Annotated in this window: 9 protein-coding genes; 6 read left to right on the top strand and 3 right to left on the bottom strand. The window is 68.3% G+C overall.

Features of this window, described 5'->3' with window-relative positions; genetic code table 11:
• From ETD85_RS56730 to ETD85_RS56710, 5 genes are all read left to right on the top strand, one after another.
• Positions 1–452: glycosyltransferase (locus tag ETD85_RS56730; RefSeq protein WP_138698135.1), on the top strand; the 452-nt coding region annotated here is incomplete at its 5' end.
• A gap of 175 nt (positions 453–627) precedes the next feature.
• A complete protein-coding gene (locus tag ETD85_RS56725) occupies positions 628–1,611 on the top strand; it encodes a TerC family protein (protein WP_138698134.1) in 984 nt (327 codons plus the stop codon).
• A 108-nt stretch (positions 1,612–1,719) separates the two neighbouring features.
• Entirely contained in the window at positions 1,720–2,361 is a 642-nt protein-coding gene (locus ETD85_RS56720) for a phosphatidylserine decarboxylase (protein WP_206059523.1), read from the top strand.
• A 43-nt stretch (positions 2,362–2,404) separates the two neighbouring features.
• Positions 2,405–3,172 carry a CDP-diacylglycerol--serine O-phosphatidyltransferase gene (pssA, locus tag ETD85_RS56715; protein ID WP_240780073.1) on the top strand — a complete coding sequence of 256 codons (768 nt, stop codon included), beginning with the start codon at positions 2,405–2,407 and terminating at the stop codon, positions 3,170–3,172.
• A gap of 36 nt (positions 3,173–3,208) precedes the next feature.
• Positions 3,209–3,484, top strand: coding sequence for a hypothetical protein (locus ETD85_RS56710; protein ID WP_138698131.1), 276 nt, complete (start codon positions 3,209–3,211; stop codon positions 3,482–3,484).
• A gap of 117 nt (positions 3,485–3,601) precedes the next feature.
• Here the strand turns inward: ETD85_RS56710 and ETD85_RS56705 are convergent, their stop codons facing one another.
• Entirely contained in the window at positions 3,602–4,258 is a 657-nt protein-coding gene (locus ETD85_RS56705) for an MBL fold metallo-hydrolase (protein ID WP_138698130.1), read from the bottom strand.
• Positions 4,255–5,052 (bottom strand): maleylpyruvate isomerase family mycothiol-dependent enzyme, encoded by a 798-nt coding sequence (locus ETD85_RS56700; RefSeq protein WP_138698129.1) that lies wholly within the window; start codon positions 5,050–5,052, stop codon positions 4,255–4,257. The genes ETD85_RS56705 and ETD85_RS56700 overlap by 4 nt, the downstream gene beginning before the upstream one ends.
• A gap of 218 nt (positions 5,053–5,270) precedes the next feature.
• Between ETD85_RS56700 and uvrA the strand changes: the two genes are divergently transcribed.
• Entirely contained in the window at positions 5,271–8,111 is a 2,841-nt protein-coding gene (gene uvrA, locus ETD85_RS56695; protein ID WP_138698128.1) for an excinuclease ABC subunit UvrA, read from the top strand.
• Positions 8,112–8,237: 126 nt separating this feature from the next.
• Here the strand turns inward: uvrA and ETD85_RS56690 are convergent, their stop codons facing one another.
• A complete protein-coding gene (locus tag ETD85_RS56690) occupies positions 8,238–8,960 on the bottom strand; it encodes a DUF2306 domain-containing protein (RefSeq protein ID WP_138698127.1) in 723 nt (240 codons plus the stop codon).
• Positions 8,961–9,165 lie beyond the last annotated feature (205 nt).

Here is a 9,165-nt window from a genome sequence, read left to right as displayed (position 1 = left end):
ATGCCGAGGCAGGGCCCTTGTTCGTGGTGGCGGGGGAGGGGCCGTTGCGGGCGGAGCTGCAGGAGAGGATCTCCGCCGAAGGGCTGCCCGTGCTGCTGCTGGGCAACCGGCGGGATGTGCCCGACCTCCTGGCGGCGGCCACCGCGTTGGTGATGCCCAGCCGGTGGGAGGGGCAGCCGCTGACGCTCAGGGAGGCGCTTATGGCCGGAAAACCGGTGATCGCCTCTGAAGTCGGTGGGATTCCGGAAATTTTGGGAGACGCGGGGATCCTCGTTCCGTACGGCGACGTGGAGGGGCTGCGCGGAGCCGTACGCGAGCTGCTCGTAACTCCCGGAACTGCGCAAAGGCTCGCGGCGGCGGCCGAGCGGCGAGGGCGGGAGATGCCCGGAGACGACGAGGCGGTGGAGAGCGCGCTGGCCGTCTACCGCCGTGAAGATCGACTGGACGATTAGGCGAGGTCGAGGGGTTCTCGTATACTGCGTGGGTTAGGGAGGGGAGTATCCCTTCGCGACAGCCTCGTCATCACGGTGCAGCCCCGCTCCACGGGGCCCCCGGGGCTGCCGGTCCGCAGGTTTTCGCGGGCGGGAGAGACCTCCGGCAATGAGTCGTGCATGCCGGAGGGTCTGAGTGAGCGTACCCGTGTGGGCCTGGATCGCCGTGATCGGCGGTCTTCTTGTTGTTATCGCCGTTGACTTGTGGATCGTCGACCGTGGAGAAGCCCGAGAGTTCTCCATGCGGCAGGCGGGATACTGGGTAACGTTCTACGTCATCCTCGCCGCGTTGTTCGGTTTGCTCTTGTGGACCACGGTGGGAGGGGCGAAAGCAGGAGAGTTCTTCGCCGGCTACATCACCGAATACAGCCTGAGCGTCGACAATCTCTTCATTTTCTTCATCATCATGAGCAGGTTCGCCGTGCCACGGGCGTACCAGCACAAGGTCCTGCTCGTGGGCATCCTGCTCGCGCTGGTCATGCGCGGCGCGTTCATCGCGCTCGGCGCGGCGGCGCTCGAGCGGTTCAGCTGGCTGTTCTACGTGTTCGGCGCCTTCCTCCTCTACACCGCGATCAACATCGTCCGCCAGCACCTCAAGGGCGACGAGGAGGAGTTCAACGAGAACGTCGTGCTCAGGTGGGTGCGCAGGGCGTTCCCGACGACGGAGTCGTACGTCGGCTCCAAGGTGACCGTGAAGATCGACGGCAAGCGCATGGTCACGCCCATGCTCATCGTGATGGTCGCCATCGGCAGCACCGACCTGTTGTTCGCGCTCGACTCGATTCCGGCCATCTTCGGGCTCACGAAAGACCCCTTCATCGTCTTCACCGCCAACGCATTTGCCCTGATGGGACTGCGTCAGCTTTACTTCCTGCTGGGCGGCCTGCTGCAACGGCTCGTGTACATCAGCTATGGTTTGGCGTTCATCCTCGGCTTCATCGGGGTTAAGCTGATATTGGAGGCGTTGCATGCCAGCCATGTCTCCTGGGCGCCCGAAATTCCCATCTGGGTGTCGCTCTCGGTCATCGGCGCCACCATGGTCATCACCACCGTGGCCAGCCTGATCAAGGCGCGCATCGACGCGCGCAAGGGCGAGGAGACGCATCCGGAGCAGGTCTAGCGAAAAGGGCTTCGAGGCGCTTTGCTTGTGTAGTTGTGCCGTGTAATAGTTACTGGCTCTGTAACATCACGGCAAAGCGCCCAGTCCAGTCACCACCAAAGGTTGTACGTGTCAGACGATTCTGCTAAGCCGAGCCGCGTGAGGCTCGCACGCGGGGTCTCCCCGTGGCTCTTCCCTACGGTGGCCGCGGCGGCCACCACCGCGCTGCTGGCGCGCAGGGACCGGCGTTGGGCCCTCGCGGCGGTGCCGCTGAGCGTTCTCACCGGTGGCATGCTCTGGTTCTTCCGCGATCCCGACCGCACCCCGGGCGAGGGACGTGTCCTGTCACCCGCCGACGGCGTGGTGCAGAGCATCGACCCGTGGCCCGACGGCCGCACGAGGGTCGCGATCTTCATGAGCCCCCTGAACGTGCACGTCAATCGTGCCCCTCTTGCGGGAAATGTCACCTCCGTGCAGCATGTGGCAGGTGGGTTCCTGCCGGCTTTCAACAAGGACAGCGACCAGAACGAACGCGTGGTGTGGCATTTCGCGACCGCGCTCGGTGACATCGAGATGGTGCAGATCGCGGGCGCGGTGGCGCGCCGGATCGTGCCGTACCTGAGTGCCGGTGCGAAGGTCGAGCCGGCCGAGCGGATCGGGCTCATCAGGTTCGGGTCGAGGGTCGACATCTACCTTCCAGAAGGCATCTCTCCTGCGGTGTCCGTGGGTGAGAAGACGGTTGCGGGGGTGACCAGAATTGACCGCGGCTGACGCCGGTAGTTGGCAGGCGGATGAGGAAGAGCCTCGTGGCCCCGTGGGCAAGGCCTTCCGCCTGTCCGCCGCCGACTCTCTCTCACTGGGCAACGCGGTCTGCGGGTTCCTCGCGGTGTGCGTGCTGGCCTACTCCGCCATCCAGCAACTCCAGGTCGACGGCGGCCGGTTCACGCCCGCGCCCAGCTACTTCGCCACGGCCATCGTGCTGTTGCTCATCGGCGCGACGTGCGACCTGTTCGACGGCCTCGTCGCGCGGCGCTTCCGCGCGTCCGCGATGGGTGCCGAGCTCGACAACCTGGCCGACGTCATCAGCTTCGGGTTCGCGCCCGCGTTCATGGTCGTGATTTGGGGCGGGTTCACCGACCAGGTGCCGTTCGCGGCGGTGGTCACCGCGGCGGCGGCCGTGCTGGTCGCCGGGGTCGTACGCCTGGCCAGGTTCGCCTGCGTCAAGACCAAGAGCGGCGATTTCATGGGTCTGCCCATCCCGATGGGCGCGATGACCGTGATCTCCATCGTGCTGCTGTTCCAGCCGAGCTTCTGGTCGCTGCTGGCCGTGCTCGGCGTGGCGTGGCTGATGGTCAGCCGCATCGAATACCCCAAGCCGAAGGGGCAGCTCGCGGCGGTCGTGCTCGGCTGGATCATGGTCAACGTGGCGTTCCTGACCTTCTGGGTCGCCTGGCCCGAGGGCGGGGACCTGCCGATCAAGATCGGTGCGAGCATGCAGATCGCGCTCGTGGCGGCGATCCCGCTGCGGGTGCTGTTCTACAAGCGGGAACAGCGTCGCGAAGCCGAGCGCATCGGTAACTGACGGGATTTTTCGTGTTACTTCGGCTTTGATGGAGCCATGTCGGCCACGCCGCGCGAGCACACGCGCACGTACCATCTCGGCAAGCTGGCGACGGAGCTGGAGCTGCGCGGGCTGACGGCGACGCTCAGGCAGTATCCGCCGGCCCTGCGGATCAGCGATCCTGACGCGGCGATGCTGGCCGAGACCGTCGATTGCGTGCCGCTCTCCGACGGATGGTTCTACCGGTGGTCCTGGGGCGAGCTCGTCGGGCAGACCGACGATCCCGCCCTGGCCGCCCAGCGCATCGTGCATGTTCTGGCCGCGCGGCAGTGACGGCGGCCTGCTTCGGTGAACGATCGCCGGCCTGGCTGCGATGAGAGCCCGGCCTCGGAAGGAGCTCCCTGACGCGATCAGGGAGCTCTTTTGCCGAGTGGTTCGTGACCGTACGGGTTACCAGCCTCTCGCCTTCCACTCGGGCAGGGCGGGGCGCTCGGCTCCGAGCGTCGTGTCCTTGCCGTGGCCCGGGTAGACCCAGGTGTCGTCGGGGAGGCGGTCGAAGATGCGCTCGGTCACGTCGGTGTAGAGCTGGTTGAAGCGCTCGGCGTCCTTCCACGTGTTGCCGACGCCGCCGGGGAACAGCGAGTCGCCCGTGAACAGGTGGCGGCCGTCCTCGCCGCCGTCGTACAGGAGGGCGATCGAGCCGGGCGTGTGGCCCCGCAGGTGGATGACCTCCAGCGTGATCGGGCCGACGGTGATCGTGTCGCCGTCCTCGACGGTGCGGTCCACCGGCAGCGGGAGGGCGGATGCGTCGAGCGGGTGGGCGATGAGCTGGGCGCCTGTGACCTTCGCCACTTGCTCCAGAGCCTGCCAGTGGTCGCCGTGCTGGTGGGTCGTGACGATGGAGCCGACGGACTGGTCGCCGATCAGGGCGAGCAGGCGGTCGGCGTCGGCGGCCGCGTCGATCAGCAGGCCGTCGCCGGTCTCCGTGGAACGCAGCAGATAGGCGTTGTTGTCGAACTGGCCGACGGCGAGTTTGCAGATCGTGAGCGCGGGCAGCTCGCGCACGTCGGCGGGGCCGCCGACCTGGACGTCACCTGTGTAGGTCATGGATAGTCCTCTGGGGGCGTCGTGGGCAGATCAGCGGGGGCCGGCATCGTCAGCCACGGTGGCGGCTCTGGAAGCCCTGTGCCCCCGGGGCCTGGCGTGAACGGCTGCCCCACGGGCACCAGACTAACGCCCTCACCGCCCGACCTGCCGGTCAGCCATGCCAGCATGTCGGCCGGCGCGCCCTGGACGGCCGGGCCGGTGCCGAGGTCGCGCCAGGTGGCGATGACCTCTCCGCCTCGCGTGAGCACGACTTCACGCACCGTGCTCCGTTCGTACGGCCAGCAGGCGCGGCAGTCGTGGAGTTCGCGGCGGACGAACGGCTCCGGCCAGTCCGCGGGGCCGTATCCGGCGTTCAGGTCCACGTGGTGCAGGCCTATTTCGCGCAGGCGGCGGACGAGGACGTACCAGGCCGGGTGCGCGGGCGGGCGCATGGGCTCAACCAGCGCGGACCACGCCTGCTCCGGCAGGTCGCGGACGGCGGCGGCCAGGCGGGCGGCGGCCTGCTCCAGGGCCGCCAGGTGCGCGATGGCCGGCCGGCCCGCCGTGGCCTCGATGGCGGCGGCCCTGGCCGCGTACGAGGCGTACTGGGGGGTTTTGACGCCGGTCTTCGCCCAGGTCAGGAGGTTGATGAGGGAGCCGGCGCTCTGCGCGACGTGGGTGAGCACGTGGCCCCTGGTCCAGCCCGGCAACAGGGAGGGTGCGGCGATGTCGGCGTCGCTGAGGGACGCGGCCGTGGCCAGCAGCCCCCCGGTCGCCGAGGTCAGCTCGGCATGCAACGCGGGTAGGACTGTCATGTCTTGATATTTCATCATTAGAGGTGTCTGGGGCGGATGGAGGGCATAAAGTCGCTGGTCGGACGGTTGAAAGCTAAAGGCTTCCTGCCGGGGTGGCAGATGGCCGTAACCTGTGAGGGACGGATTTTCGGGGGCCGGGGACCGGCTCGCCGAAATTGTCGGAGCCCCCGTCTACCATCCCCCGTGGACCTATCCGCCTTTCGACTTCCGGGATCGCCGTGGCAGACCGCCTGATCGTGCGTGGTGCACGAGAACACAACCTCAAAGACGTCTCGCTGGACCTGCCGCGAGACTCTCTGATCGTCTTCACCGGCCTGTCCGGCTCGGGCAAGTCGAGCCTGGCCTTCGACACGATCTTCGCTGAGGGCCAGCGGCGATACGTCGAGTCGCTGTCGGCGTACGCGCGCCAGTTCCTCGGCCAGATGGACAAGCCGGACGTCGACTTCATCGAGGGCCTGTCGCCCGCGGTGTCGATCGACCAGAAGGCCACCAGCAAGAACCCGCGCTCGACCGTCGGCACGATCACCGAGGTCTACGACTACCTGCGCCTGCTGTGGGCGCGCATCGGCAAGCCCCACTGCCCGGTCTGCGCGCGCCCGATCGCCAGGCAGATGCCGCAGCAGATCGTCGACCGGGTGATGGACCTGGAGGAGGGCACCCGCTTCCAGGTGCTCGCGCCGGTCATCCGCGGCCGCAAGGGAGAATACGGCGAGCTGTTCCGCGAGCTGCAGACCAAGGGGTTCGCCAGGGCCAGGGTCGACGGCACCGTCGTGCGGCTGGAGGAGCCGCCGACGCTGAAGAAGTACGAGAAGCACGACATCGAGGTCATCGTCGACCGTCTGTCGGTCAAGGAGTCGGCCCGGCGCCGGCTCACCGACTCGGTCGAGACGGCGTTGCAGCTGTCCGGCGGCACGATCACGCTCGAGTTCGTCGACCTGCCCGAAGACGACCCCAACCGCGAGCGCTTCTACTCCGAGCACCTCTACTGCCCCTACGACGACCTGTCGTTCGAGGAGCTGGAGCCGCGCTCGTTCTCGTTCAACTCGCCGTTCGGTGCCTGCCCCGAGTGCACGGGCCTCGGCACGAAGATGGAGGTGGACCCCGACCTGGTGGTGCCCGACCCCGAGCGGACGCTCGGCGACGGCGCGCTCCACCCCTGGTCCGGCGGCCACACCAGCGAATACTTCGTCAGGCTGATCGAGGCGCTCGGCCACACGGTCGGGTTCACCCTCGACACATCGTGGGACAAGCTGCCGAAGAAGGCGCAGAAGGCCCTGCTGTACGGCCACGACGAGCAGGTCCATGTCCGCTACAGCAACCGCTACGGCCGTCAGCGCTCCTACTACACCACCTACGACGGGGTCATCCCGTGGGTGCAGCGCCGGCATGCCGAGGCGGAGAGCGACTCGAGCCGCGAGCGGTTCGAGGGCTACATGCGCGAGATCCCGTGTCCCGCCTGCAAGGGGGCCAGGCTCAAGCCGGTCACGCTGGCAGTGACGGTCGCCGACAAGTCGATCGCCGAGGTGGCGGGCATGTCGATCGGCGAGTGCGCGAAGTTCCTGGCCGCGCTCAAGCTGTCCGACCGCGACATGCAGATCGCCGAGCGGGTCGTCAAGGAGATCAACGCCCGCATGGGCTTCCTGCTCGACGTCGGTCTCGACTACCTGACCATGGACAGGGCGGCGGCGACGCTGGCCGGCGGTGAGGCGCAGCGGATCAGGCTGGCCACGCAGATCGGCTCCGGTCTCGTCGGCGTCCTCTACGTTCTCGACGAGCCGTCCATCGGGCTGCACCAGCGCGACAACATGCGCCTGCTGGAGACGCTGATCAGGCTGCGCGACATGGGCAACACGCTGATCGTGGTCGAGCACGACGAGGACACGATCGCGGCGGCCGACTGGGTCGTCGACATCGGGCCGGGCGCCGGCGAGCACGGCGGCCAGGTCGTCGTCTCCGGGACCGTCCAGGACCTGCTCACCAGCGAGGAGTCGCTGACCGGGCAATACCTGTCCGGGCGCAAGAGCATCGCGATCCCGCCCAAGCGCCGCAAGCGCGACAAGAAGCGGCAGATCACGGTCAAGGGCGCACGCGAGCACAACCTCAAGGGCGTCGACATCGAGTTCCCGCTCGGTGTGTTCACGGCGGTCACCGGGGTGTCGGGGTCCGGGAAGTCGACGCTGGTCAACGACATCCTCTACAGCGCGCTGGCCAAGGAGCTCAACGGCGCCCGCACGGTCCCCGGGCGGCATTCGCGGATCAACGGCATGGACCAGGTGGACAAGGTCGTCCATGTCGACCAGTCGCCCATCGGCCGGACGCCGCGCTCCAACCCGGCCACCTACACCGGCGTGTTCGACCACGTGCGCAAGCTGTTCGCGGCGACGACGGAGGCGAAGGTGCGCGGCTACCAGCCGGGGCGCTTCAGCTTCAACGTCAAGGGCGGGCGCTGCGAGGCGTGCGCCGGCGACGGCACCATCAAGATCGAGATGAACTTCCTGCCGGACGTCTACGTCCCCTGCGAGGTCTGCCACGGCGCCCGCTACAACCGGGAGACGCTGGAGGTCCACTACAAGGGCAAGACGATCGCCGAGGTGCTCGACATGCCGATCGAGGAGGCCCTGGGCTTCTTCGACGCGATCCCCGCGATCAAGCGTCACCTGCAGACGCTCAACGACGTGGGGCTGGGCTACGTGCGGCTCGGGCAGCCGGCGACCACGCTGTCCGGTGGCGAGGCGCAGCGGGTCAAGCTCGCCTCCGAGCTGCAGCGACGGCAGACCGGGCGGACCATCTACGTGCTCGACGAGCCGACGACCGGGCTGCACTTCGAGGACATCCGGCGGCTGCTGGGCGTGCTCGGGCGGCTGGTGGACGGCGGCAACACCGTGATCGTCATCGAGCACAACCTCGACGTCATCAAGACGGCCGACTGGATCATCGACATGGGGCCGGAGGGTGGCTCCCGCGGTGGCACGCTGGTCGCCAGCGGGACGCCGGAGGAGGTCGCGCTGGTGGACGAGAGCCACACCGGGCGGTTCCTGCGTAAGATCTTCGAGTTCTGAGCCCGACGGCGGGCGCCCGGCCTGAGCGGTAGTGCGGGGTTCTGGGCGGGCGACCGCTGTCGGCTTCGGGTGCCGTTTCCCTGGCCGGCTTGGCGTCAGGTGGCTCGGGTGCGTTCGTCGACGGCTTCAACGGGTGGCGCGGCGGCGGCGTCTGGCGGCGTCGCCGCGTTCGAGCCACCACTCGGCCACCAGCAGCGGCAGCACCCAGCCCAGCCACGCGCCCAGCCCCGAGACCGTGGCGGACAGCAGGGCCGCGTCGCCGTGGAACGTCGTGTCGAGCTGCCCCGACAGCATGATCGTGAACACCACGCCCCAGAGGCGGTTGGTGATGATGGACATCGTCAGGGCGAAGCTGCGCACCATCCACCGGCGATGGTCGACGAACCTGCGCTGCCTGGCCATCCGCCAGCCGGCCAGCGTGCAGCCCAGCCAGAGCAGCGCCAGCATGACGTCGCTCACCATCGTGATCGGGCCGAAGGGGGTGGCCACACCCACGACCAGGCCCAGCAGGCCGGCGGGGAGGCAGCCGCCGAAGACGTACACGCGGCCGATCATGCGGTGCGCCCGCGGGTGGCGCTGCCGGAACCACGGCCAGATCTGCAGGCAACACGTGATCATCGCGACCGAGCCGAAGACCACGTGCAGAGAGAGCATGACGAAGTGCGGCGGGAAGAAGTCGGGAGCCGGCACCCGCGACTGCGCGGGATCCAGGGACAGGTAGGGCGGCACGGAGAACGCCAGGAACGCGGCGGCCACCACCGCGAGCGGCGCCACCCACGGACGGCGCCACCACCGGGTCCTGGCGCGCTCGACGGCGGATTCCTGCGGGCCTTCGGTCGTCAGAGTCATGGGCGCAGCGTGGCCCGCGCCGCTGACCGCGGGCCTACCACCCGCTGACCGGACCGAGGGGTGCCGCCCATAAAGTTGATGAAGGGTAACGGCCTGACCTGCACGGGGTCAGCGGGGACGCGGAGGGTCGGCAACAAGATGACGGTTACGGAGCGGGGCGGAGCCATGCCCGGAAACGGGCTCGGGCGGCGGGAGATGCTGGGGG

The sequence above is a fragment of the Nonomuraea zeae genome (genome assembly GCF_005889725.1).
In the GTDB taxonomy this organism is placed as follows: Bacteria; Actinomycetota; Actinomycetes; order Streptosporangiales; family Streptosporangiaceae; genus Nonomuraea; species Nonomuraea zeae.
This window is presented reverse-complemented; position numbering and strand designations above follow the sequence as displayed.